Source organism: Pantoea sp. S62, from assembly GCF_016658625.1.
Taxonomy (GTDB): domain Bacteria; phylum Pseudomonadota; class Gammaproteobacteria; order Enterobacterales; family Enterobacteriaceae; genus Pantoea; species Pantoea vagans.
Genome location: NZ_JACVVI010000014.1, coordinates 86,933 through 110,544 on the forward strand (window position 1 = coordinate 86,933; position 23,612 = coordinate 110,544).

Consider the following 23,612-nt stretch of genomic DNA (forward strand, 5'->3'; position numbering starts at 1 on the left):
AAATTCACTTACCGAAAAACAAGTTTAAATAAAAACCTGTATTTAAGGAATTGCACCATAAAGATGCAAAATGATATCAACCACTACTTAAACCTTAAAAACCAACGAGTTGAAATTGAAGTTAAGATGGTGCAGTCTGCTCGATTTTGAACGTTTTCAGAATTCATAAATTCAATTATGAATAATAAAAAACGGTAATTAGCCTTTTAAATTTCACTCTTCGTATATAAGGCGGGTTAAAAACACCCTACAAATAAGAATGCCATATGATGGTATACCAATATTTTGGATTTAATATTTCATTGGAAATTATATTACCTCAACTTTATAAGGCCTGAGCATGCATTCAGACATTCGCAAAACGTTTATTACTACCGAAACTATCTACTCCGACGGTGGCAAAGCGGCCCCCACGCCCCTGGTGATGATTGCGGCAGCTGCCGTGGTAAAAAATCCCTGGGCAGGTGAAGCCTTTGTCGAAGACCTTGCGCCTAAGATTCGCAAAATGGCACCCGTGCTGGGTGAGCTGCTGACCGCTTTGATCGTTAAAGAAGCGGGTGGCGGCGACAAGGTAGTGGCTTATGGCAAAAGCGCAGTAGTGGGTTTGAACGGCGAGCTGGAACATGCATCAGCGCTGATCCATACCCTGCATTTCGGCAACCATTACCGTTCTGCGGTGAAGGGTAAAACCTATCTGGCATTCAACAATACGCGTGGCCCGGCCAATACGCCCATTCTGATTCCTATGATGGGCACCGTCGATGAAGGTACCCGTGAGCACTATCTTACTATGCAATTCAACATTAATGATGCGCCATTCAGTGATGAGATTGTAATCGCGCTGGGCGCAGCATTGGGAGGCCGCCCACATCATCGTATCGGTAACCGTTATCTCGACCTGAAAGAGCTAGGCCATGACCAGAAAAACCCAGCTGCTGTCTGAGTCAGAACTTCAGGTCAGTTACCTGGAGGCAGGACAGGGGGCACCGCTCGTATTGATCCACGGCGTCGGCATGAATGCCGACGCATGGATGCCGCAAATGGCGGCGCTGAGTCGCTACTTCCGCGTGATTGCAGTGGATATGCCAGGCCATGGCGAAAGCAGCGGTTTTCGTCATCCCGCCACCTTAACGGATTATGTGCAGTGGCTGGCTCTGTTCTTACAAACACAACCCGAGCGCAGTTTTGCCGTGGCAGGCCACTCGATGGGCGCGCTGATTACAGCAGGAATTGCAATTGATTATCCGCAGCTGGTGAATCACGCCATTGTCATAAGCGGCGTGTTTAAGCGTAACGATAGCGCACGCAATGCGGTGTTAAAGCGAGCAAAAGAGTTAGCCAGCGGTAATGTAGGTCTCGATGCGCCACTGGATCGTTGGTTCAGTAATGAGCACGACGAACAACCCCTGCGGCAACAAGTGGGTGCGTGGTTGCAACAGGTAGATATCGACGGCTATGCCTGCGCCTATCAAGCATTTGCATCGGGAGATCGTATGTATTCTGAGCGCTGGAAGGAATTGCAATGCCCAGTGTTAGTGATGACTGGAGAACTGGATGCCAATTCTAATCCAGATATGACACGCCAGATGGCCCTGGCGGCACGCCATGGTCAGGCAGTGATAGTGGCTAACGCTAAACACATGCTGAATCTGACAGATGCTGACCGTGTGAACAGTGAGATTTTATCGTTCCTGAACCCGGTTGCTACCGCCCTCACACAAAAGGGCCTGTAAAGGAATCATCTATGGACGTAGATAAACGCAGACGGTTACGCGACGCCTTTGGTGCTTTTATGACCGGTGTCACCGTAGTCACCACCAACGATGCGCAGGGGCAACCAATTGGCTTTACCGCAAATTCATTTTCATCGGTTTCGCTCGATCCTGCGCTGCTACTAGTAAGCATTGATAAGCGTTCAGCTAACTTCGAAAACTTCACTCAATGTTCGCACTTCGCCATCAATATTCTGGCGGAGCAGCAGAAAGAAACATCAAACATCTTTGCGCAGAAAATTGCCGATCGATTCTCGCTGGTAAAGTGGCGCAAGGGTGAGTTAAACACACCGCTGCTGGATGACAGTTCCGGCTGGTTCGAATGCACAATGCATCAGTTGGTCGATGCAGGTGACCACGCGATTCTGATCGGTAAAGTCGAGCAGTTCGATTCCTGTGGTACGCCGGGCCTTGGCTACTATCGCGGCGCCTACTTCACGCCTTATCAGAATGCCGAATCCCTGATTGCCGGGCCTAACGTGGTGGTCAGCGCGTTGATTGAATCGGCCGGCCAGGCGCTAGTGGTTAAGAAAGAGAACGGTTATGGCCTGCCGTCGCAAACGGTGAACAACCGCAGCGTTAGTGAAACCCTGAAGCAGTTGTTCGATGGACTAAACATCGAAGCCAGTCCGGGCTTTGTCTACTCCATCTGGGAAAACCGCCAGAAGAAACAGCAGCATATCGGGTTCCTCTGTGCACAGCCTACAGGCAGCACGTTGCCAGCAGTGCAACAGGGCGAATGGGTCGATGTCCACACGCTGGCGCAACTGCCGGTGCCTGATAGCGCACTGAAATCGCTGGTGGATCGTTTCATCCGCGAAAATGCGGTGGACAATTACGGCCTCTATTACGGTGATGAAGCGGAAGGGTCGGTTCGTTACTTCTTCGCCCCGTCTCATCAGGAGGTGGTATGAAACTTTCCCTGTTCCTGCACATGGAGCGCGTGTCAGCGGATGACGCGCAGGACCAGCTGTACGATGAGATGATGGAACTGTGTGAAATCGCAGATAAGGGTGGCTTGCACGCTATCTGGACCGGCGAGCACCACGGCATGAATTTCACCATCGCGCCGAACCCGTTTATCAACCTGGTGGATATCGCCAGCCGCACCAAAAACGTTCGTCTGGGCACCGGCACCATTATTGCGCCGTTTACCCATCCAATCCGTCTGGCGGGTGAAGCGGCAATGACCGACTTGATCACCAAAGGGCGTCTGGATTTGGGCATAGCACGCGGCGCTTACTCTTATGAATATGAACGTCTGATGCCCGGTATGGATGCCTGGGAAGCAGGCCAGCGAATGCGTGAACTGGTTCCCGCGGTGAAAGCGTTGTGGAAAGGCGATTATGAACATAGAGGTGAGTTCTGGAATTTCCCGTCCACCACTTCCTCGCCACAGCCAAAACAGCAGCCGCACCCGCCAATCTGGGTGGCCGCACGTGACCCGAACAGCCATGAGTTTGCGGTGAGAAACGGATGCAACGTGCAGTGTACGCCATTACATCAGGGTGAAGAGGAGATCACACGCTTGATCACCACCTTCAAAGCAGCCTGTCAGGAATATTCCCCTGAACAGCCGCTAAAAATCATGCTGTTGCAGCACGGTTTTGTGGCCGAAGACGAGGCCGATGCGCAGCAAGCGGCGGTAGAACTTAATCGCTTCTACAACTACTTCGGTGCCTGGTTCAAGAATGAGCGCCCGGTGCAGCAGGGTTTGATCAAGCCGTTGACCAGGGAAGAGATGGCGGCAAACACCTATTACAGTGTGGAAGGGATGCGGAAAAATCTGGCAATTGGTAATCCTGATCAAGTGATCGCCCGCCTGAAAAACTATGAGGTGATGGGCTACGATGAGTACGCGTTCTGGCTGGATAGCGGCATGACCTTCGAGCGTAAGAAAGCCTCGCTGGAACGCTTTATTAAACACGTTGTACCTGCATTTCACTAATCGGAGACGTCATGGAATCTTTCAAACTCTACATTGACGGCCAGTTTGACGCCGGAGCCGCGACCTTCACCTCGCTGAATCCGGCCACCGCTGATCCGTGGGCCACGATTGCCGAAGCGCGCAGCGAACAGACCGATCGCGCAGTGCAGGCGGCGGCCCGGGCTTTTGAATCCGATGCGTGGCGCGGTTTAACAGCGGGTGCACGCGGTAAATTGCTGCTCAAGTTAGCGGATCTGATTGAACGTGACGCGCTAAAACTGGCGCGACTGGAAACGCTGGATACCGGCAAAATCATCCGTGAAACCCAGGCGCAGATTGCCTATGTGGCGGAGTACTATCGTTTCTACGCGGGACTTGCTGACAAGATGGATGGCTCTACGCTCAGCATCGACAAAGCCGACATGGAAACCTGGATTAAGCGTGAACCGGTGGGCGTGGTTGCCGCGATTATTCCCTGGAACAGCCAGCTTTTTCTCTCCGCAGTGAAAATCGGCCCGGCCATTGCGGCCGGCTGTACGGTGGTAGTGAAGGCGGCTGAAGTGGCACCGACGCCGCTGCTGGGATTTGCTGAACTGGTGCATGAAGCCGGCTTCCCTGCAGGCGTAATAAACGTGATCACCGGCTTCGCGGAAGGCTGTGGCACAGTGCTGACCCAGCATGCGCAGGTCGATCACATTGCCTTTACCGGCGGGGCGGATACCGCACGTCACATCATTCGCAACAGCGCGGAAAACCTGGCCAGCACCTCACTAGAATTAGGCGGCAAATCGCCGTTTATCGTGTTCGCCGATGCCGATTTGGAAAGTTCAGCCAATGCGCAGGTGGCCGCCATCTTCTCTGCCTCAGGACAAAGCTGTGTTGCTGGCTCGCGTCTGCTGGTGGATGAGCAGATCAAAGATGCCTTTATTGAAAAGCTCACCAGCAAAGTGCGCGGTATTGTTATAGGTTGCCCGCAGCAGCAGGAGACGCAGTTTGGTCCACTTTGTACCGAGCGGCAGAAAAGCAATATCGAACAGGTAGTGAGTCGCAGTATTGAGCAAGGCGCGCGTCTGGTGATCGGCAATCAGCCGATTGACAGACCGGGATTTTATTTCCCACCAACCATTTTGGATTGTAGCACGGTACGAAATGCAGAAAGTGTGGTGAAGGAGCTATTTGGTCCGGTCTTGTCGGTGCTGAGTTTTAAAGATGAGGCCGAGGCGATTCGCTTAGCCAATGGCACAGAGTATGGTCTGGCGGCCGGTGTTTTCACACAGAACCTGACACGCGCTCATCGGGTCACGCGTAAGTTGCGTAGCGGCGTGGTGTGGCTGAACACCTATCGCGTGGTTTCACCGCTGGCGCCGTTTGGCGGCTACGGTAAGTCCGGTTTCGGTCGTGAAGGTGGCATTGACGCTGCGCTGGAATACACCACCACTAAAACTGTGTGGCTGCGCACCAGCGACGAACCTATTAGTGATCCATTTATCATGCGTTAAATCCTCAAATTAACTATTGTAACGGCGTAATACATTGCGCCGCTGCAGATTGAGCATCTGATATTATCCAATAAATTACATACCAAAAGTCTTACCGCCAATCCTTTTGATAAGAAGACGAAAATAAATTCGTCGGAATGGCTGTGGATTTTTTTTCCAAAAAGATTTTGCCCACATTATAAAACAATCTCACTTTAAGAATTGGAGGGTACGATGAATACACAATCACATCAGAGTAAAATTATAGAAAATAAGTCAGTTGATTATGTTCCGGAGTCAGAGCGTCACGGTAAATCGCACAGTTTATTCACCTTGTGGTTCTGTACCAATATTGCACCGCTGGCCGTTGTCAGCGGCGCGATTGCGACCGAAACTTTTCATCTAAATGTTATTTCCGCTTTAACTGCGATTATTGCCGGTCATCTTTTTGGCGGAATTTTTCTTGCGTTAACCTCTGCGCAAGGACCAAAAGTCGGCATTCCACAAATGGTGCAAAGCCGCGCGCAGTTTGGTCGTTACGGTTCGCTGCTGGTAATTAGCTTTACTACGGTGATTTATCTTGGTTTCTTTATTTCAAATATTTCTCTATCCGGTAAAGTCATCAACAATGTTTTCCCGTCGATGCCGGTAAGCAGTGCCACGGTCATTGGCGCTATTCTTGCCACCGGGATTGGTATTGTCGGTTACCATTTTATCCATCGCATCAATAAAGTAGGTGCATGGATTATGGGGGCGGCACTGATTATGGGTCTGGCACTGATGGTGTCACAACCCTTGCCGGCAGACTTTTGGTCTCGTGGCAGCATGAGTGCCGCAGGCTGGTTCGGCACTTTCTGTATCGGCGCGGTATGGCAAATCAGTTTCTCGCCCTACACCTCTGACTACTCGCGCTACCTGCCCGCCAATGTCGGTATTGCACGCCCGTTTATTGCCACCTACCTGGGCGCCTGTGGCGGTACTATTCTGGCATTTGTTTTCGGTATGATGGCGGTCAATATCGCGCCAACCAGTGATGCCATGATGTCAGTCCGTCACGCTACCGGTTGGCTCGGCCCGATATTAATGATGCTGTTCCTGATTAATATCATCTGCCATAACTCGATGAACCTGTATGGCGCAGTATTGTCACTGATCACCGCAGTGCAAACTTTCCTTCCTCACTGGACACCGGGAGCCGCAGTTCGGTTAGTGGTTTCAACTCTGGTACTAGTAGGAAGCGTACTAGTAGCGTTAGCGGCATCGCAGAATTTTGTTTCCTTCTTTATTAATTTAATTCTGGCGTTTATCGCGGTGTTAATTCCGTGGATTATTATAAACCTGCTGGACTTCTATTATGTGAATAAGCAACGTTATGATGTCAATGCGATTTTTCGTGCAGATGGCGGGCACTATGGCCTGCTGAACACGCAGGCACTGCTGGTCTATTTTGCTGGGATAGTGGTGCAGATTCCGTTTGTAGAAAATGCTTTCTTTTCCGGGCCATATGCTAGCCTAATCCCTGGAGTGGATATTTCATGGATTATTAGTCTGGTGATGACCATAATTGCTTATCCGCTCATCAAAGGAAAAGCTCGAACTAGTGGAGCCTTATCTGGCAGCAGCAAAGCATAAGTGTGTTCCCGCCAGACTTCAGGCATGGCGGGAGTATTTTACTTTAAGTAAAAGGGGGAAGTACTCTGTCAGGACATATAAAGAATTAAGCATATTTGAATTTCCCCTTCACTTTAATTTAACATAATTCGCATTAAGCGCACTTAAAGGTTCTGCCTTAATTGGGCTACAATGTGCTGCGGCATCGGCCTTCAGGCTATACAGCCAGACAACATCTTATCTGAGCCCGCCCCGCACCAATTCTAAAAAGGTCACAATGGCTGAGGCAGGCCTGTTTTCATATTATGAGTGGTTGGGCCGAGGCTGTTTTCTACTAAACTTTGATGCAATCATTGGCATCACGATTGAACCAATTATGATTAAGCAGCCTGCAATCTGATCTATTGTGATTGATTCAGACAATAGCAAATACGAAAAAAGAAACGCCGCGGGTAATTCAGTGGTTACCAGCATTCCAGCAAGTGAAGAATTGGTTTTTGGCATACCAAACCCATAAAGTAGAACCGGAAGAATGGACGAAAATACAGCATTGATAACTGACCACATGCTGCTCACACTCGCAGGTGCAATATCTATATTTTTGTTGAATAAAAACATCGAAGCAATGAATGCGCCAAAAGTCAGAATTTTGGCCTTATCGATAACGCGAACGCCATTAGCAACATTAGACGATGAAACGATGACAAGGCTGTAAGAAATCCCCGCCGCTAGCCCCCATAAAAACCCCTGGTAATTGATTTCAATCTCACCATGAAAAACCCCTGTGGACGTTATAACGCCCGCCATGATGAAAATGAAACTGGTAATTTCATGCCGCTTAAGGGGCCTTTTTTTTATGAGTGCATTCATCAACGGCGCCATCCATGCCGACTGCATCATTAGCAGCGTAGAAGTAGGCACGCCAACGTAATAAACGGCGTTGTAAAAGCAATAGGTGATGCACAGTACGGGAATGCCTGTAGCCAGGACAAGAAGTTTATCCCGAGTATGGAACGCGCCAGTTTTATGTCGGTTCATCTCGGAAAACGCGAAAAACAGCACAAACGAAAAAAGAAACTGAGTAGGTACAAGGCTTTCAATCTTAGCGCCGCTTGCTGTAGCCAGACTCAGTATCACTCCCGGCATGCCATATGAAACTGCCCCAGCGAATACGGACAACGCACCGACAGCTCCTGACATTTTCAAAACAGACTCCTTAGTGTAATCACAGTCTCTAATACAGAATGCAAAAACAAATCATTTTAGTTACCTGAGAGCTTACGGCAAGTGAAGTAGCCGGCTGAGTTTTATGTCTACGCTCAGAGCACATATATATGAAATGTCATCACAATGTCCGCTTCTCGTTCCTAACGGACTATAGGCCAGCTGCCCCAGCTGACCATAGCGTTCACAATCATCCAGTGTTTAGGGGTTCAGTTACTGAGACAGGTATCAAGAAAGTTGGGCACAGGGGCACAACTCCTGAAAACGAATGCAGTGCATTTGGCACGTAAAGGTAGCAAAATCATCAACTAAGTCATTAATAAATATATAAATTTCACGCTGGCGAATAATGACTTTCAAGTGCTTCGCCTACGTAAGACGGAATTTTAAAAGCGCCTTTATTACTTTAGTGATAATCCAGGCATCCCGGTTTTAAGACCTCGCCCCTACGGGTTCATGTTAACAGACATGCAGGCCAGGAATGGCTGAACGGTTCGCTCATATGGGCAAAAGACGAAGCTCATGAACTTCTCTACTTTTTTTGCGCAAATTCCCCCCCGCATTGTTTTTTTGTCCTCTCGCTTGACCCACACAAGAATTATATCATTTGCATCAACGGGCTTATAAAGTGTCTCGGGCTATCTGCATCACTAGTGTAAAACGCTCACGGGGATGAACGGTAACAGACATAGCCATCATTTTTGCATCCTGATCTCGATAAATTCGCATTATTTGTAAGGCCGGCTCACCGGCAAGCGAATTCAGCTCAGCCGCCAGCTGTTCAGTCATCAGAACCGCTTCAATCCGCTGTTCAACCGTGGAGATAATCTGGCCAAATTCCGTTTCAATGATGGCAGCGATGAGCTCGCCTTTTCGCTCCTTGGCCAGCGGGATCACCGCAGCGTATTCTTCAGGCGCATAAACATCTGTCCAGCAAATAGGCTTACCCGGATGTTCGCTGTCTATCCTGATGCTTGAGACACGAAAATACTTCCTACCGGGCTCCAGCCCGAGACGTTCCGCCAGTGAAATTTCAGCGACGAAATGTTCAACCTCTCTGACTTCCCGCATTTGCGTTTTAGCCAAATGAGCAAGATCGGACAGAGAAGCCAGTGCATGTGAATAACCTTTTTGTGCAGTCGCTGATTCTACACGTGTGCCGACTCTTTTTTTCCGTGATACCAAGCCCTGCTCCTGTAAACGAGCAATAGCCGCCCTGACAGTGTGTCGGCTGACCTTAAACATTTCTGAGAGTTCATGCTCGGTAGGCAATAAGGTTCCAACTGGGTACTGGCCACTACTGATTGCGTCTGACAGTTGTCTGGCGACCATCAAATATCTAACAGAGATCATGTTTCTTACATTCCGTTAACGAATGGATTTGACTGCTTAACAACACACCCCTAATTATGTACGAACATATCATTATGTACGAACATAAACATCCGGAGTGAACCCTATGTCTAGCACCGTATACGATTCCTTACTTTTCAGAAACATGTTTGGCACAGAAAAAATGCGCGGAGTGTTTTCTGATAAGGCATTGATTGAGCGTTACATTGAAACCGAAGTTGCTCTGGCTAAAGCTGAAGCCAGTTGCGGGGTCATTCCTGAAGCTGCTGCAACTGAGATAGCTCGTAAAGCACATTACGAAGCACTTAACCTTGAAGAGATGAGACATCAGACTGAAATTGTCGGATATCCCATCCTGCCACTCGTTGAGCAGCTCTCTCTGATCTGTGGTGAATCAGGCCGTTATGTTCACTGGGGCGCCACTACCCAGGACATCATGGATACTGCTGTAGTACTCCAGATTAGAGCTGCACTGGATATCGTTGAAGCTGATATTCATAACGTCAGGGAAGTACTAACTCGGCTGGCCCGAGAATATCGCGATACACCTATGGCAGGACGCACACATCTACAGCATGCACTTCCCATTACCTTTGGATACAAGTGTGCAGTCTGGCTAAGCATGTTTGATCGCCATATTGAGCGATTGGGTCAGTTACGCCCTCGTGTTGAAACAGGCCAGTTTGCCGGCGCAGCCGGAACGCTTGCTTCATTAGGTGATGGCGGGCTGGATGTTCAAAAAGCCATGATGAATGAACTCGGACTTAACGTACCGCAAGCAACATGGCATGTAGCACGTGATAGTTTTGCTGAAACGCTTAATTTCCTCGGCCTGGTTACTGGCTCGCTTGGCAAAGTAGCACTGGACATCATGATGATGATGACAAGTGAATTAGGTGAAGTTTATGAGCCCTTCGTCAAAGGACGTGGAGCCAGCAGTACCATGCCACAGAAACGTAATCCCATCTCCTGTGAGATCATTTACGCCGCTGCAAAAGGCGTGCGTCAACATGCCGGCCTGATGCTGGATGCCATGATTCAGGATTTTGAACGTTCTACCGGTCCGTGGCAGGCTGAATGGGTTGCTATTCCGGAAGCATTCATGCTGAGCAGCGCTGCATTAGAGCAGGCTGTTTATATGCTGAATGGCCTTGAAGTGAAGCCTGACAATATGCGTAAAAATCTCAATATGACGCGCGGCCTGATTGTGGCTGAGGCAGTGATGATGGGGCTTGCTCCTCAGCTAGGCCGCCAGACCGCACATGATGTTGTATACGACGCTTGTCGTGTGGCTAATACCGAGAACATCTCTTTGCTTGATGCCCTGCTTGCGAATGAAATTGTAATGGCAAAGCTCACATCAGCGGAATTACGTGTACTAACTGAGCCCGGCAATTATACCGGTCTTGCACCGCTAATGGTCGATCGCGCCCTTACCGCGTCAGCAAAAATGAATAACTGATATCCAGATAAAAGGGCAGCCTGACTGCCCTGTACCCTACCTTTCAACAAGAGATTACTGCCATGTCTACAGTCAAACCGTTCTGGAAAGGGCTGACCTTTCAGGTGCTCACCGCCATGGTACTCGGTATTACGCTGGGCTTTGTCTTCCCTGAACTTGCCGTAAAATTCAAGATACTCGGCGATATCTTTTTGAAACTGATTAAAACTGCCGTCGCGCCACTGATTTTTTTCACCGTGGTACATGGCATTGCTTCTGCCGGGGATATTAAAAAAGTCGGAAAAATTGGCGTTCGCGCGCTCATTTATTTTGAAATCATTTCTACTTTGGCTTTGGCGCTCGGACTTGGCTGGGCAAATCTGCTTGATATCGGCTCGGGTATGGGTGGCAGTGTCAGCGAGGCGGCAACTTCTGCAGTTAATGCTACCCTTGCAAAAGGACATGCCCCCTCCAGTACGCTGGAATTCATTTACAATATTTTCCCTGATAACTTTATTGGCGCTTTTGCCGGAGGACAGTTATTACAGGTGCTGGTGATTTCAATTATTTTCGGTTTTGCTCTGCTGGCATTAAGCCATGACAAGCGCAGCGTAATTGAAAATGGCATGAGTCGTGTTTCTGAATGCTTCTTTGAATTTATTAACCTGATCATGCGACTTGCCCCCCTGGGAGCATTTGGCTCGGTGGCTTATGCCGTTGGCAGTAACGGTAGCACTGTGCTGCTCTCGCTGTTTAACCTTGTAATGATGTTCTACATCGCGGTAGCGTTTTTTATCTTTATTGTATTGGGCATAATTTGTCGTCTTTCCGGCTTCAGCCTGATGCGATTCCTGAAATACATCAAAGATGAAATTGTTATCGTGTTAGGAACAGCTTCTTCAGAAAGCGCCCTGCCTCGCCTACTGCAAAAACTGGAACGGTTTGGTTGTTCACGACAAAGTGTCGGACTGATCTTGCCTACCGGCTATGCCTTTAACCTGGATGGCACCAGCATTTACATGTCAATGTGCACACTGTTCATTGCCAATGCGTACGGAATCGATCTTAGCTGGCAGCAGCAACTGGGGATCCTTGCCGTCATGCTGGTGACATCTAAAGGTGCCGCGGCAGTTTCAGGCGGAAGTTTTGTCGTGTTTGCAGCAACGGTAGCAACAGTTGGTCATCTTCCGGTAGAAGGGCTGGCGCTGATTTTCGGCGTATACCGTTTTATGTCGATGGCCATTGCGACCTGCAACACTATTGGCAACAGCGTGGCGACTGTCGTCGTCTCGCGTTGGTGCGGCGAATTTGCGGAGAATGAAGCAAAAAAGGAATACACCCGGACGTTCGGCCGCAGGCCTGAAGCTTCTCTTTAACGCTTATCCGTTTCATTTATTAAACGCTTACGCCTGAACAGGAGATAAAAAATGTCAGACCAAAATTCGGTATCCGCTCATCTGCATTCATTGGGAATCAACGAAGTAGCTGAAATCATCTATAACCCAGATTATGAAAGGCTTTTTAGCGACGAAACTGCACCCCATACTGATGTGCGTGAAGACGCTATCGTTACTACCACAGGCGCGGTGGCTGTTGACACAGGTATCTTTACCGGTCGCTCGCCTGCTGATAAATACTTTGTTCGTGATGGCGTTACAAAAGACGTTCTCTGGTGGAACGACAACGCAAAAAACAAAAATGATAACAAGGCCATCACTCAGGAAATATGGGAAAAACTGAAGACACTTACCCTGGGCCAGTTAACGGGGAAGGCGTTATATGTTGTAGATGCCTGGTGTGGTGCGAGCCCAGGCTCGCGCCTGGCTGTACGGTTTATAACTGAAGTTGCCTGGCAGGCTCATTTTGTTACTAATATGTTTATCCGCCCTAGTGAGCAAGAACTGGTTTCATTTGTACCAGATTTTGTTGTACTCAATAGCTCAAAGGTGACCAATCCAGACTGGCAAACACAGGGATTAAACTCTGAAAATTTCGTTGCCTTTAACCTGAGCGAGAATATGCAGCTTATTGGCGGAACATGGTACGGCGGTGAGATGAAAAAAGGACTTTTCTCCGTTATGAATTTTCTCCTGCCGCGTCAGGGGATTGCTTCAATGCACTGTTCTGCCAATGTTGGAAAGCAAGGTGACGTGGCGCTATTTTTCGGTCTGTCAGGAACAGGGAAAACAACATTGTCTGCCGATCCTGATCGACTTCTTATCGGTGATGATGAGCACGGCTGGGATAATGAAGGGATCTTCAATTTCGAGGGTGGCTGTTATGCCAAAACCATTAATCTCAGAGCGGAAAAAGAACCCGAAATTTTTCAGGCGATACGGCGGGATGCATTACTTGAAAACGTAATGGTTCGAGTTGATGGTACCGTGGATTATGATGATGTGCGTAAGACGGAAAATACCCGGGTATCTTATCCATTGAGCCACATTGCAAACAGCCTTTTACCTCCTTCTCGGGCGGGTCATGCCAGTAAAATTATCTTCCTGACTGCTGATGCGTTTGGTGTTTTACCACCAGTCAGTCGACTGACCGAAACACAAATGCAATATCATTTTCTCAGCGGATTTACGGCAAAATTAGCGGGAACGGAAAGAGGTATTACTGAACCGACTCCTACTTTCTCTGCCTGTTTTGGTGCCGCGTTTCTTTCTCTTCATCCCACATGTTATGCAGATATTCTCTTACAACGAGTCAGAAAAGCAGGCGGAGAGGCCTGGCTAATTAATACAGGCTGGAACGGAAAGAATCAACGCATTTCGCTTTCTGATACTCGTCGTATCGTAAACGCTGTTTTAAATAATGAACTGAGTGACGCTGAAATGACGACTCTCCCAGTTTTTGATTTGGCAATACCATTACAAATCAATGGCATTGATAAAGATGTACTTGACCCACGATATAGCTGGGAAAGTGAAGATAACTGGCTTAAAAAAGCAAATACACTTGCGGAAAAGTTTATCAGGAACTTTGACCGATTCAGTGATACAGAAACAGGCAGGAAACTAAATGCCGCAGGACCTCGTGTGTCATGACATTTATGAAAAGGATTACCATTACTAACTGGTGATCCGTCCAGATTAAAATAACATCTAACATTTTTAATAAAAACGCGGCTTGTATTATCAAGCCGCTTTTAAAGGTAAGCATTTTTTTATCAACACCGTATTAATGAACACAGTGTTGAAAAGGTCGAAACATCCTTTGCCAATTTTTCCAGCAGCCGCTCTGGTGAAAAGCCATTAAGTAAATCAATACGCTGGTCGGCGGTTAGCATCTCTGGTCCTACATAACCACATACAGAAGTAGGTATGGCGTAAACAGATATTGACTGACGATTGTATCTAATACTGAAGACAAGTTACTCATAGAATTCTCTCTTTCAACTGATCTTAAATAACTCTGAAGTGTCGGTTAAACGCGTAGCGATTAAGCCTGTATTTATTTCTAAGTTTCTGTCTGGCTGAAACCGTGAAAATCGTGTTACTTGCTTATCTTCCAGCTCGTCCTAAAGCATGGTAAAGAAGGTAAAGGGAATGCCCCAGCGATTACTTTTTGTTACATTATAACATAACAAAATATCCACTTTTTGTGAACTACCCGATTTCATTATCGTCCTATTTGACGTGGCAACTAATAAAGTTGCTTGATTTTTATACACAAGAGGCGATTAATGTTCCAGTCAGGCAATAACAAACAGTATTTTATATCTATTTTCACAGGGATATATATTGGCATTATCTTGAATCTACCTATCTTTTTTCGTAGATATCATCAACTGCACTTTGACGATAAATTATCAATTGCAGTAGAAATTGCATCTTGCTTTTTCCTCGTTACGTTACTGGCATTACTATTCTCATTAACAGGGAAAATAGCATCTCGCATTTTACTGACATTACTTTTCCTTTTTTCATCAGCAGCAAGCTACTACATGATATTTTTCAATGTAGATATAGGCTATGGTATTATCGCAGCAGTATTAACAACAGACATTGATCTTTCGCGAGAATCTGTTGGATGGCATTTTTTAATATGGCTACTCTTAGTTAATATCATTCCGTTATGGGTGATATGGCGTAAAGAATCAGGTAAAAAAAGTTTACCTAAAACCCCGGTGCATTACTGGCCCTTAAAATTCCTTGCTATAGCCTTTATGGCGCTTGCATGTTGGTTACCATTAAATCTGATGGGTAAATTTCAGGATGAACAGGATAAAAAAGATAATCGTATGATGGCCAGCTACGGGGGCATCGTTGCTGGCACTTATTCGCCCTCCAACTGGCTATCAGGCTTAGGTTTACTGGCATACAGCTCCTATAGCCAGGCTGAAGATAACCGTAACCTTTACGATCCTGCCGAGCACTTTAAATACGTTCTCCCCAAAAATGCGGATAGCCTTTACATTGTGTTCATTATTGGAGAAAGTGCCCGACGAGATCATATGGGATTATATGGGTATCATCGCAACAATAGTCCATATCTTGATCGGGAAAAGAACCTTGTTCATCTTCAGGGCTATTCGTGTGATACATCAACAAAACTATCCCTGCGTTGTATGTTTGTAAGAGAAGGTGGCGCATCTGAAGCGCCTCAAAGAACACTTAAGGAAATGAATGTTTTTTCAGTGATGAAAAAGCAGGGTTTTTCTTCAGAGCTATTTTCAATGCAGAGCGAGGCCTGGTTTTATAATAAAGTTATGGCTGACAGCTATGCCATTCGTGAAACCATTCAGTCGGAAAAAAGGCATGCTGGCGAACCAGTAGATGATATGTCACTGGTTACGGAACTACAAGATTCGTTGATAAGACATCCGAATGGAAAACATATTATCATCCTTCACACCAAAGGATCGCACTATATGTACACCGAACGTTACCCAAGAGCTTTTGCACTCTATAAGCCCGAATGCCAGGGTATTGATGACAGCTGCAGCACTCAGGAAATGATTAACTCTTATGATAACAGCCTTCTTTATACAGATTACTTTCTGAAGAAAACTTTTGACAGTTTAAGAAATAAAAACGCCATTGTTTTTTATGCCTCAGATCATGGTGAATCCATTTCTAATAACGTGCATTTTCATGGCACGCCAAGAGATCATGCTCCTGTAGAACAACGCACTATTCCCATCATGGTTTGGGCTTCTGATAAGTTTCTTTCTAAAGAAGAAAACCAAAAGTCTTTTGAGAAGTTAAAAGCTCTGGAAGTTAACAAGACGCCTGTGTTTCATGAAAAGCTGTTTGACAGCATTTTAGGATGCTCTGGATTTACGTCTCCTGACGGTGGCATTAACCAGCACCGTAACTGGTGCGCTCACTAAAACATAGCGGTTGAAAAAGCCAGGCTAATATAAATAAGTATATTAGCCTGGCGGCCTTTCGCATATATCACGCGAAAACAGAAGAAAAACACATTCAACCCACCCTGATTTTATTCGATTACTTTCATAAGGACCCTATTGTGCAGCGGGAAAATGCAGCGTAGAAAAGGCTGGAAAATCTTGTGCAGATTTTCCCAGCAGCCGCTCTGGTGAAAAGTCATGCAATAATTCAGCACGCTGGCCTGTTAACATCTCATGCGCAGCTAATCTTCCTAACAAGGGTCCCAGCGTCATGCCGCTATGCGTTACCATCAGGTAAGTCCGCTTGTGTGGCGTTACATAGCCAATTCCCGGCAACCCATCTGCCGGACGAGCGCGCTGCCCTACCGCGATATGCTCAATTTTCGCCGATTCGCTGTTGTCGAACAGTCGGCGCAGTCTGTTGAGCATTTCTTGCCCGACGTAACCCTGTACGGTAGCCGGCGCAGCGGGATTAGCGCAATAATCGAGATCGGGTGCCTGAAGCAGTAATCTGCCGCCTCCGTCTGGCCTGACGTTAAGCTGTGGCGATATCAGGTTAGCGCTCAGCTGAGTAAATAATGGCGCTGTCACCGCCAGGAAGCCACAGGCTATTTTATTAGCCTGACTGGCATCAATTAACGCCAGTTTTAAGTCGAGGCACGCCATTAACTCCTGTGACCAGCGGCCGGTTGCTATGACGAGTTGATCGCCTTGCCAGCAAGAACCATCGGACAGCGCCAGGCTGACCCCACTCTCATTTTCCTGAATATCGACTACGTCAGCAAAATTATTCAGCTTCGCACCACAGCGTCGTGCTTCAGACCAGAGCCAGGCCAGAAAAATGGCAGGATGAAGCAGGCATTCTTCGGGGAAATGCCAGAATGCATCAGCGCGGGGATCGAGACGAATTTCAGGCACGCGCTGCGTTATCTGTGCGCGCGTCAGCAGTAGCGTTCGGTAATTCAGCGCCTGCAGCGAAGCGACGCGTTTTACCAGACGCGCCTTTGCTTTCTCATCAGTCGCCCATTCGTAAGTACCAGAGCGAATCAGCCATTGCCCTTCCGTTTGTGCCTGCTCCTGCAGAGCAACATGTTCCTGCATTGCGGCCACATTCAGCTGGTAATAGCTCTCTGGCTGCTTACCGTTAGCATTAACCCATGCAAAGGTCGTGCTGCTGGTCCCCGCGCCGATATGCTGACGTTCGAAAAGGGTTACGTCAGCACCCGAGATTGCCAGCGCGCGTGCGACAGAAAGTCCCAGCACGCCCGCGCCAATCACGGCAATACGTTTCTTCTGCATTATTCAGCTCACCTTTATAGTCATTAAACATGGAGGATGGCTTCAGGTGCTGATTGCACAGTTCACGCCACCGCATGGGCAAAATAGCGCATAATGCCACCTGTAATGGCGTGTGCGATCTTCATACGAAATGCCTGCGTGCCTAACAACTTTTCTTCGTTGGGGTTGGTAATAAAGGATGTTTCAACTAATACCGACGGGACGGAAGGCGATTTCAGCACAACAAATGCGGCCTGTTCTGTGCGCTGGCTGTGCATTGAATGAACTGTTTTCACCTGCCGGATAATATGCTGTCCCAGCTTCAGACTGTCCTGGATGGTCCGGTGTTGAACAAGATCAAACAAAACTCTTTGCAGCGCAGCATCTCTGGTCTGGATATCAATGTCCGTAAAGTCATCTGCTGCGTTTTCTTTTTTGGCCATATAGCGAGCAAGCGTACTGCTTGCGCCACGTGTCGAAAGGGCAAATACAGATGCCCCATGCGCTTCGGGACGCGTAAAACCATCAGCGTGAATGGAAAGGAAAATATCAGCATTGTGCTGGTGCGCGATTTCGATCCTTTTATAGAGCGGGATAAATTCATCTACCTCACGCGTCAGTTTTACATCGTATCCCTTATGCTGTTTCAGTAACGTACGAATATTTTGCGCGATCTCCAGCACCACATGTTTCTCTTCGGCGCCCCGGTGTCCAATGGCACCGGGATCCTTTCCGCCGTGGCCAGGATCAATCATGACGCGTTTGACAGCCCCTCGCGAACCGCTCCGGGATGACTGATGATGTGACGGGGAGCGTTGCGCTAAACGTGACGACTCAGCGGGAATAAAGTGGAGCGTGGCAAACTCCTCTTTTGCCAGGGCCGGCAGGCAGAGTGAAAGCCCCGAAAAAAGGAGCCGTCGGCGCAGCAGTGATATTTTTTTGTCAAAATTGCTTGTACTCATTGCTCACCTGCCGTTAATCACTATCGTCATCTGCAAGCCAGGCCGCCGCCTGTTTAGCAAAATAGGTCAATATTCCATCGGCGCCCGCCCGCCGGAAACAGAGCAGCGATTCCATCACCGTTTGCCGTTCATCCAGCCATCCCTGCTGAAAGGCAGCCTTGTGCATCGCATATTCACCCGATACCTGATAGGCAAAAACCGGTACGGCAAACTGGTTTTTTACCTCTCTGATAATGTCGAGGTAGGGCATGCCAGGCTTGACCATTACCATGTCCGCGCCCTCCTGCAGATCCTGAGCAACCTCATGCAGTGCCTCCAGTCGGTTAGCCGGATCCATTTGATAGCTGCGTTTGTCACCTCCGCGCAGAGCTGACGCCGAACCGACCGCATCGCGGAATGGGCCGTAATAGCCAGAAGCGTATTTAGCTGAGTAAGCCATAATCTGTACGTTGTGACAGAGGCTGGCCTCCAGCTGCTGCCGGATGATGCCGATACGGCCGTCCATCATGTCGCTGGGAGCAAGAATATCGGCGCCGGCGTCAACATGCGTCATCGCCTGGCGCACCAGCAGATCAACAGTAGCATCGTTCAGGACATACCCCTTTTCATCCACAATGCCATCCTGCCCGTGAGACGAATAGGGATCGAGCGCGACATCGCTGATAATGCCCAGCTGGGGGAAATGTTTTTTAAGCGCTCGAATGGCGCGAGGAATAAGCCCGTGTTCATTAAACGCCTCTTCCGCGCCAGGCGTCTTTACCCCACTGTCAATACAGGGGAAGAGCGCAATTGCCGGGATGCCTGACGCAACCAGCTTTTCTGCCTCCTTTAACAACGCGTCGACAGAGAAACGATAAATGCCCGGCATAGAAGCAACAGGCTGTCGCTGTTTATGCCCTTCCACCACAAACAGGGGACAAATCAAATCCTCTACGCTCAGCCGATTTTCAGCAGTCATGCGGCGGCTAAAGGGTTGTGCCCGATTGCGGCGCAGGCGGCGAGCCGGATAGCTTCCGGTTAAAACGAACTCCATATTGGTTACCTCTTAAAACAGGCTTGATTAACCCCGGTTAAATTCAAGCGGCATGCCGGCTGGCGCAGGTATAATTGCGCCTTCACGCCAGACGATATGACCATTAACAAAGGTCATGACAACGCTGCCCTGCAGCGGTTTGCCTTCAAACGGCGACCAGCCGCATTTATACAACAGCTGCTCTTGCTGTACTTTGAGCACAGCCTGCGGGTTAATCAGCACCAGATCGGCCCAGTAGCCTTCGCGGATATAGCCGCGCTCTTTAATTTCGAAACGCTCCACCACGGCATGGCTGGTTTTGGCAACTATCTGTTCGGGGGAAAAAACACCGCGCTGACAGAGATCGAACAGGGCGGGAAGCGCATGCTGCACCAGGGGTAATCCAGATGGCGCTGCAGAATAAAGCCTGTTTTTCTCCTCGATAAGATGCGGCGCGTGATCGGTGGCGATGATATCTATGACGCCCTCTTTTACGGCTTGCCACAGTGCCTGCTGGTGGTAGTGCGATTTTACGGAGGGGTTGGCTTTTAGCTTATGACCCAGCCAGGCGTAATCATCTTGATTAAAATATAAATGATGTATGCAGGCTTCAGCCGTTATACGTTTTTTCCTGAGCGCCGCGATTGTTGGCGCGGCCTCAAATAAAGAGAGTTCCGCCGCGGTGGTGATATGCAGTACATGCAAACGCGTGCCATGCTTTTTAGCCAGTGATACGGCAAGGGCAGAAGACTGATAGCAGGCCGCAACAGCTCGAATTCTGGCATGCTCAGCCGCCGGAATATCGTCGCCATACTTTTTTCGCCATAGCGCTTCGTTGTGCCTGATGAGCGGCGTATCTTCACAGTGGGTGGCCACAATGCAGGGAGCATTTTGAAAGATGTTTTCCAGCACCTGTTCATTGTCGACCAGCATGTTACCGGTTGACGACCCCATAAATACTTTGATGCCACAGGCCTCATCTGCCTGCAGCGCGCGGAGTTCACTGGCGTTATCGTTAGTGGCACCAAACCAGAAGCTGTAGTTCGCTGCTGAGTGTTGTGAAGCGCGCTGAAACTTATTCCGCAGCGCCTGCCGCGTTGTCGTCGGCGGCATGACATTGGGCATCTCCATATAACTGGTAATGCCGCCGGCAACAGCAGCCCGCGATTCCGTCGCAATAGTGGCCTTATGGGTCAGTCCGGGCTCACGAAAATGAACCTGATCGTCGATCATGCCAGGGATTAACCACAGCCCTTCTGCATTGATAATCTCCCAGCCAGCCTGAGGCGTGATATCTGCTGCAATTTTTTCTATGCGGCCGTTGACTATCAGCACATCAGCCTCTGAACGGCAATTGTCATTAATAAGCGTGGCGAATTTTATCAGCGTTTGTTTCAAGCCTGCTCCTTATGACCGGTGTTCCTGACAACGGCTGTGATGTAAGCGGAAAACTGCAGCCGACGCCTGATCAGCTGCGTTAAAATTAAAGGGCTTCTGCCGGTTGAGAAGGGATTTGGCAGCGTGATGCCAGTAAATCCAGTGCCTCATCAATAAGTAGCGCGCCGATGCTCTCACCGTTACGATCGCGAACAGTCACGCGTCCCTGCTCAGCTTCTTTTCCGCCCACGATGAGCATATAAGGCACACGAGCCAGCGACGTTTCACGAATCTTAAGACCAATTTTTTCATTACGCAGATCGCAATCGCAGCGTATTCCTCGTTTACGAAATTCCGTCACAATTTGCTGTGCATAGACCGTCTGAGGCTCTGAAATGGTCATCACGACGGCCTGAACGGGGGACAGCCAGGCGGGAAGTTTGCCGGCATAGTGCTCAAGCAGAATGCCGGTGAAACGCTCAAGGGAGCCAAACAGTGCGCGATGCAGCATAACCGGGCGTTGCATTGTGCCGTCTTCTGCTACATATCGCATATCGAAGCGCGCCGGGAGGTTCATGTCGACCTGGAGCGTACCGCACTGCCAGTCTCGTCCGATGGCGTCACGCAACACAAATTCCAGCTTCGGTCCGTAAAAAGCCCCTTCGCCGGGGTTAACGCTCCACGTAAGCGCTTCAGCAGTCAGGGAAGATTCAAGTGCCTGCTCAAGGCGATCCCACTCTTCATCGCTGCCGATACGTTTTTCCGGACGGGTTGAGAGCTTGATGGCTACGTCAGTGAAGCCAAACTGACGGTAAATACCCAACACCAGCTTCAGGATATCGCGGCACTCCGCCTCCACCTGTTGCCCGCTACAGAAAATATGCGCATCGTCCTGGGTGAAATGGCGGACGCGCATCAGACCATGTAGCGAACCAGACGGCTCATAGCGGTGCACCTTGCCAAATTCCGACATTCTTACAGGCAGATCGCGATAGCTTTTTATACCATGGTTAAACAGTGCCACAGCGCCGGGACAGTTCATCGGCTTCAACGCCAGCGTGCGGCCATCCTCCGTTTGCGTCGTGAACATATTGTCCTGGTAGTTTTCCCAGTGGCCGGAAATCTCCCACAGCGAACGATCCATCACGTCGGGGGTGTTCACCTCAACGTAGCCGGCATCGTCATGACGCTGGCGCATATAGCGAATCAGCTGCTGAAACAGCGTCCAGCCATGTGGGTGCCAGAACACAGCGCCAGGCGCATCCTCCTGGAAGTGAAACAAATCGAGATCACGGCCTAATTTGCGATGATCGCGCTGCTCCGCTACTGAGCGGCTTTCAAGCCAGCCAGTGAGTTGCCGCGGGGTAGCCCAGGCGGTTACGTGAATACGCTGCAGCTGTTCTTTGCTGGCATCGCCTCGCCAGTAGGCACCTGCAACGCTCAGCAGCTTAAAGTTACGCAGAAAGCGGGTATTCGGCACAGGCGGGCCCGGGAAAATATCGACACCGTCCTGATGGTGCCATAGCGCCACCTGACCATGGCTGCCAGCCTGCTGCAAAAGATGAACTTTATAAGGTTCGTTTTGCGCCTCAAACCATGAGACAGCTTCATCATATCCAACCCGCTCCGTCAGCAACGGCGTTTCATGAGCAACAAGCTGAGTCATACGTTGCTCAATGCGAATCAGGTCAGCCGTAGTAAAGGGGGCCGGGCTAAAAAAGTCGTAGTAAAAGCCGTAATCATTGATAACAGCCTCGACCCGTTGTGCATTGGGGAACAGCTCTTTAACTGCCTGACCCAGGATCAGCGCACAGCTACGCCGGATAATGTCGAACGCCTCTTTATCATGCAGCGTGATGATATTCAGCCGGGCATCTGTGGCCAGTTCGGCACTGAGATCGACCGCCTCGCCGTTAAGTTCAGCCGCGATAGCGCTGTCAAATACGGCTTTGCCCATACTTTTGGTAACTTCAACCAGCGTATTGCCTTTTGGAAAGCTTTTTTGAGAACCATCGGGCAGCGTCAGTGACACGCTGTTATTGGGATTGGAAACGACTTCCGACATCATATTTTCGGCGTCCAGATTGTTTAAGTGCAACTTAACTGCAATAGAAAAACCGCAAGATATCGCAACCTTGTTGCATTATCAATATTCTTTTTAGGTTGTTCACGGTAGTGACGACCGGGTATTCAGTGCGCAGCCGCTGCTGGCAAAAGGGGATATGGCCTGTCGACAAGACAGGCCATGCAGGCATCAGAATTCGTTGCGCAGACGCTGATAACCTTCTACCAGCTGGACATTGGTCGTTGCCACCTCTTCGGAGAACTGCAGGGAGGCAGGATCGACGCGGTCAAAAGCGGCTAAATCGCTGTCTGGCCCGACGCGCTCGGTTGAGGGAATATAGGTATTTTCCGGCAGCGTAACGCCATCAACCACAGCGTTATAGCGAATCACGCAGCCAGACTGAATGTGACAGTTGAACAGCACACTGTTGAAACCAATGAATACGCGATCATCAACCTTACAGGGTCCATGTACAATGGCACGGTGAGCGATTGAACTGCCGCTGCCGATAGTGACGGCGGCGCCGCTTTTCGAATGGATGACCACGCCATCCTGAATATTGGAGTGCGAACCAATAATAATCGGCTCCATTTCACCTTGCTCATTGACTTCGTCAGCACGAATCACGGCATAGGGCCCCACGTAAACATAATCTTCAATGATTACCCGGCCGCAGATTACCGCGGTGGGATCGATAAATGCTTTGGTTGATACCTGAGGGGAATGGCCGGTGGGGTTTTTACGCAACATAGC

General features: G+C 49.0%; 18 protein-coding genes. 10 read left to right on the top strand and 8 right to left on the bottom strand.

From position 1 onward, the window contains the following. The first annotated feature begins 340 nt into the window (after window positions 1–340). The 6 genes from IBT54_RS18460 (at window position 341) to IBT54_RS18485 (ending at window position 6,809) form a co-directional block, all read left to right on the top strand. The gene (locus IBT54_RS18460; protein WP_201252670.1) at window positions 341–943 is read left to right on the top strand and encodes an amino acid synthesis family protein; all 603 of its coding nucleotides are present in this window, start codon (window positions 341–343) and stop codon (window positions 941–943) included. Continuing rightward, window positions 915–1,733: an alpha/beta fold hydrolase gene (locus IBT54_RS18465; protein ID WP_201252671.1), complete on the top strand. Its 819-nt coding sequence runs from the start codon at window positions 915–917 to the stop codon at window positions 1,731–1,733. The genes IBT54_RS18460 and IBT54_RS18465 overlap by 29 nt, the downstream gene beginning before the upstream one ends. Window positions 1,734–1,744: 11 nt before the next feature. Next, window positions 1,745–2,686, top strand: a complete 942-nt coding sequence (locus IBT54_RS18470) for a flavin reductase family protein (protein WP_201252672.1) — start codon at window positions 1,745–1,747, stop codon at window positions 2,684–2,686. After that, window positions 2,683–3,720 (top strand): LLM class flavin-dependent oxidoreductase, encoded by a 1,038-nt coding sequence (locus tag IBT54_RS18475; RefSeq protein WP_201252673.1) that lies wholly within the window; start codon window positions 2,683–2,685, stop codon window positions 3,718–3,720. The genes IBT54_RS18470 and IBT54_RS18475 overlap by 4 nt, the downstream gene beginning before the upstream one ends. Window positions 3,721–3,731: 11 nt before the next feature. Further along, window positions 3,732–5,198 carry an aldehyde dehydrogenase gene (locus IBT54_RS18480; protein WP_201252674.1) on the top strand — a complete coding sequence of 489 codons (1,467 nt, stop codon included), beginning with the start codon at window positions 3,732–3,734 and terminating at the stop codon, window positions 5,196–5,198. 213 nt (window positions 5,199–5,411) lie between these two features. Next, window positions 5,412–6,809, top strand: coding sequence for a cytosine permease (locus tag IBT54_RS18485; RefSeq protein ID WP_201252675.1), 1,398 nt, complete (start codon window positions 5,412–5,414; stop codon window positions 6,807–6,809). Window positions 6,810–7,091: 282 nt separating this feature from the next. On the opposite strand, the gene IBT54_RS18490 is transcribed toward IBT54_RS18485, so the two are convergent. Continuing rightward, window positions 7,092–7,988, bottom strand: coding sequence for a DMT family transporter (locus IBT54_RS18490; RefSeq protein ID WP_236263503.1), 897 nt, complete (start codon window positions 7,986–7,988; stop codon window positions 7,092–7,094). 645 nt (window positions 7,989–8,633) lie between these two features. After that, on the bottom strand, window positions 8,634–9,365 hold the full coding sequence (locus IBT54_RS18495; protein WP_201252677.1) for a GntR family transcriptional regulator: 732 nt from the start codon (window positions 9,363–9,365) through the stop codon (window positions 8,634–8,636). Window positions 9,366–9,471: 106 nt separating this feature from the next. On the opposite strand from IBT54_RS18495, the gene IBT54_RS18500 reads away from it, so the two are divergent. The 4 genes from IBT54_RS18500 (at window position 9,472) to eptB (ending at window position 16,144) form a co-directional block, all read left to right on the top strand. Beyond that, entirely contained in the window at window positions 9,472–10,827 is a 1,356-nt protein-coding gene (locus tag IBT54_RS18500; protein ID WP_201252678.1) for an adenylosuccinate lyase family protein, read from the top strand. Window positions 10,828–10,889: 62 nt separating this feature from the next. Next, complete coding sequence (gene dctA / locus IBT54_RS18505; protein ID WP_201252679.1) at window positions 10,890–12,182, top strand: C4-dicarboxylate transporter DctA; 1,293 nt, start codon at window positions 10,890–10,892, stop codon at window positions 12,180–12,182. A gap of 51 nt (window positions 12,183–12,233) precedes the next feature. After that, window positions 12,234–13,856 carry a phosphoenolpyruvate carboxykinase (ATP) gene (pckA, locus tag IBT54_RS18510; RefSeq protein WP_201252680.1) on the top strand — a complete coding sequence of 541 codons (1,623 nt, stop codon included), beginning with the start codon at window positions 12,234–12,236 and terminating at the stop codon, window positions 13,854–13,856. 638 nt (window positions 13,857–14,494) lie between these two features. Then, complete coding sequence (gene eptB, locus IBT54_RS18515; RefSeq protein ID WP_201252681.1) at window positions 14,495–16,144, top strand: kdo(2)-lipid A phosphoethanolamine 7''-transferase; 1,650 nt, start codon at window positions 14,495–14,497, stop codon at window positions 16,142–16,144. Between the two features lie 135 nt (window positions 16,145–16,279). On the opposite strand, the gene IBT54_RS18520 is transcribed toward eptB, so the two are convergent. The 6 genes from IBT54_RS18520 to IBT54_RS18545 form a co-directional block, all read right to left on the bottom strand. Then, window positions 16,280–17,464, bottom strand: a complete 1,185-nt coding sequence (locus IBT54_RS18520) for an FAD-binding oxidoreductase (protein ID WP_201252682.1) — start codon at window positions 17,462–17,464, stop codon at window positions 16,280–16,282. A 62-nt stretch (window positions 17,465–17,526) separates the two neighbouring features. Beyond that, the gene (gene amiA / locus IBT54_RS18525) at window positions 17,527–18,405 is read right to left on the bottom strand and encodes an N-acetylmuramoyl-L-alanine amidase AmiA (protein ID WP_201252683.1); all 879 of its coding nucleotides are present in this window, start codon (window positions 18,403–18,405) and stop codon (window positions 17,527–17,529) included. A 13-nt stretch (window positions 18,406–18,418) separates the two neighbouring features. Beyond that, window positions 18,419–19,438, bottom strand: coding sequence for a porphobilinogen synthase (gene hemB / locus IBT54_RS18530; RefSeq protein WP_201252684.1), 1,020 nt, complete (start codon window positions 19,436–19,438; stop codon window positions 18,419–18,421). A 27-nt stretch (window positions 19,439–19,465) separates the two neighbouring features. Beyond that, a complete protein-coding gene (locus IBT54_RS18535; RefSeq protein WP_201252685.1) occupies window positions 19,466–20,815 on the bottom strand; it encodes a dihydroorotase in 1,350 nt (449 codons plus the stop codon). Window positions 20,816–20,900: 85 nt separating this feature from the next. Further along, on the bottom strand, window positions 20,901–22,862 hold the full coding sequence (gene thrS, locus IBT54_RS18540) for a threonine--tRNA ligase (protein WP_201252686.1): 1,962 nt from the start codon (window positions 22,860–22,862) through the stop codon (window positions 20,901–20,903). A gap of 186 nt (window positions 22,863–23,048) precedes the next feature. Next, window positions 23,049–23,609: a carbonate dehydratase gene (locus tag IBT54_RS18545; RefSeq protein WP_201252687.1), complete on the bottom strand. Its 561-nt coding sequence runs from the start codon at window positions 23,607–23,609 to the stop codon at window positions 23,049–23,051. Between the last annotated feature and the right edge of the window lie 3 nt (window positions 23,610–23,612).

Coding starts and splice junctions, on each gene's coding strand:
- IBT54_RS18460 (WP_201252670.1), top strand. CDS start 341: ATGCATTCAGACATTCGCAAAACGTTTATTACTACCGAAACTATCTAC.
- IBT54_RS18465 (WP_201252671.1), top strand. CDS start 915: ATGACCAGAAAAACCCAGCTGCTGTCTGAGTCAGAACTTCAGGTCAGT.
- IBT54_RS18470 (WP_201252672.1), top strand. CDS start 1,745: ATGGACGTAGATAAACGCAGACGGTTACGCGACGCCTTTGGTGCTTTT.
- IBT54_RS18475 (WP_201252673.1), top strand. CDS start 2,683: ATGAAACTTTCCCTGTTCCTGCACATGGAGCGCGTGTCAGCGGATGAC.
- IBT54_RS18480 (WP_201252674.1), top strand. CDS start 3,732: ATGGAATCTTTCAAACTCTACATTGACGGCCAGTTTGACGCCGGAGCC.
- IBT54_RS18485 (WP_201252675.1), top strand. CDS start 5,412: ATGAATACACAATCACATCAGAGTAAAATTATAGAAAATAAGTCAGTT.
- IBT54_RS18490 (WP_236263503.1), bottom strand. CDS start 7,988: ATGTCAGGAGCTGTCGGTGCGTTGTCCGTATTCGCTGGGGCAGTTTCA.
- IBT54_RS18495 (WP_201252677.1), bottom strand. CDS start 9,365: ATGATCTCTGTTAGATATTTGATGGTCGCCAGACAACTGTCAGACGCA.
- IBT54_RS18500 (WP_201252678.1), top strand. CDS start 9,472: ATGTCTAGCACCGTATACGATTCCTTACTTTTCAGAAACATGTTTGGC.
- dctA (WP_201252679.1), top strand. CDS start 10,890: ATGTCTACAGTCAAACCGTTCTGGAAAGGGCTGACCTTTCAGGTGCTC.
- pckA (WP_201252680.1), top strand. CDS start 12,234: ATGTCAGACCAAAATTCGGTATCCGCTCATCTGCATTCATTGGGAATC.
- eptB (WP_201252681.1), top strand. CDS start 14,495: ATGTTCCAGTCAGGCAATAACAAACAGTATTTTATATCTATTTTCACA.
- IBT54_RS18520 (WP_201252682.1), bottom strand. CDS start 17,464: ATGCAGAAGAAACGTATTGCCGTGATTGGCGCGGGCGTGCTGGGACTT.
- amiA (WP_201252683.1), bottom strand. CDS start 18,405: ATGAGTACAAGCAATTTTGACAAAAAAATATCACTGCTGCGCCGACGG.
- hemB (WP_201252684.1), bottom strand. CDS start 19,438: ATGGAGTTCGTTTTAACCGGAAGCTATCCGGCTCGCCGCCTGCGCCGC.
- thrS (WP_201252686.1), bottom strand. CDS start 22,862: ATGATGTCGGAAGTCGTTTCCAATCCCAATAACAGCGTGTCACTGACG.
- IBT54_RS18545 (WP_201252687.1), bottom strand. CDS start 23,609: ATGTTGCGTAAAAACCCCACCGGCCATTCCCCTCAGGTATCAACCAAA.